This window comes from Microcoleus sp. CZ3-B2 (genome assembly GCF_036705055.1).
In the GTDB taxonomy this organism is placed as follows: domain Bacteria; phylum Cyanobacteriota; class Cyanobacteriia; order Cyanobacteriales; family Microcoleaceae; genus Microcoleus.
Genome location: NZ_JAUBTN010000146.1, coordinates 1 through 1,321, shown reverse-complemented (window position 1 = coordinate 1,321; position 1,321 = coordinate 1). Strand labels below are relative to the sequence as shown.

1 protein-coding gene is annotated in these 1,321 nt (G+C 38.0%); it reads left to right on the top strand.

Annotated elements, in window-relative coordinates; all coding sequences use genetic code 11:
- Nucleotides 1-86 precede the first annotated feature (86 nt).
- Nucleotides 87-1,286, top strand: a complete 1,200-nt coding sequence (locus QUA97_RS28195) for an ISAzo13 family transposase (RefSeq protein ID WP_333197620.1) — start codon at nt 87-89, stop codon at nt 1,284-1,286.
- Nucleotides 1,287-1,321 lie beyond the last annotated feature (35 nt).

Here is a 1,321-nt window from a genome sequence, read left to right as displayed (position 1 = left end):
TTAGAGAACGCCACAGAATGATTGATCCTATAATAGTCAAAATATAATTTCAGTGTGCAGCCTATCTTATGTCTCTAAAATCTATCATGAAACTGACCGAACACGCCAAATCTCTTTACATCGAAACAGCTAAAAAACTCAAGGGGACAGACAGACGACAATTCATGGCATCGGTAGTCAAAGATTTAGGAATAGGTGGACAAACGTTAGTAGAACGGGAGTTAGGATGGAATAGACGGACCATCCGTAAAGGGATGAAAGAATTGAAAAGTGGTGAGCCAATTGTCGATGGTTTCAAGCGCAGTGGACGAAAGCGGGTTGAAACAAAATTACCCAACTTATTGAAAGATATTACATCGTTAGTAGACCCACACAGTCAAACTGATCCTAGCTTTAAGAGTACACGATTATATACGCGCATGACTGCCAATGAAGTCCGTCGTCAATTAATTAAACAATTTGGTTATAGTGATGAAGAACTACCGAGCGCCGAAACAATTAGAAGAAGATTGAATGATTTGGGTTATACCTTAAAACGAGTTTTGAAAACTAAACCAGTCAAAAAAATCCCCGAGACCTCAGCCATTTTTGAACAACTTGAACAAGTCAATACAGCAGCCGATAATAACCCAAATACTCTCCGAATTTCCATTGATGCCAAAGCTTCCGTCAAGATTGGAGAATTTGATATAGGTGGTAAAAATCGGACGCCAACTATTGCAGTTGACCACGATTTTTCGACTCAATCAAGTGTGATTCCCTATGGTATTTTTCTGCCTGAGTACAATGAGCTATTTTTATTCTTCGTTACTTCTAAGTTGACGGCTGATTGTATAGTTGACTTACTTGAAAGTTGGTGGCAAACTGTTAAACACCGTTTTAGTCACATTCAAAAATTGGTCATCAATCAGGATAATGGACCGGAAAATCATTCTCGTCGTACTCAGTTTATGAAACGAATTTTAGATTTTTCCCAACAATCTCAACTGACGTTACAATTAGCTTATTATCCGCCCTATCATAGTAAATATAACCCAATAGAACGTTGTTTTGGTTGGTTAGAAAAGCATTGGAATGGTAGTTTACTTGACACTGTTGAGACTGTTGTAAATTTCGCCAAAACTCTCACATTTAAGGATAAAAATCCAGTGGTGACATTGGTAGAAACAATTTACTCCACAGGAGTTAAACTTTCGGAGTTAGCTATGGCAGAAATTGAAACCCAGATTCATCGTCTCCCCAATCTTCACAAATGGTTTGTAGAAATTTTCGCTAAACCCACATAGCTATTGGATCATTCTTTTTGTGGAGGTCTCTTAGT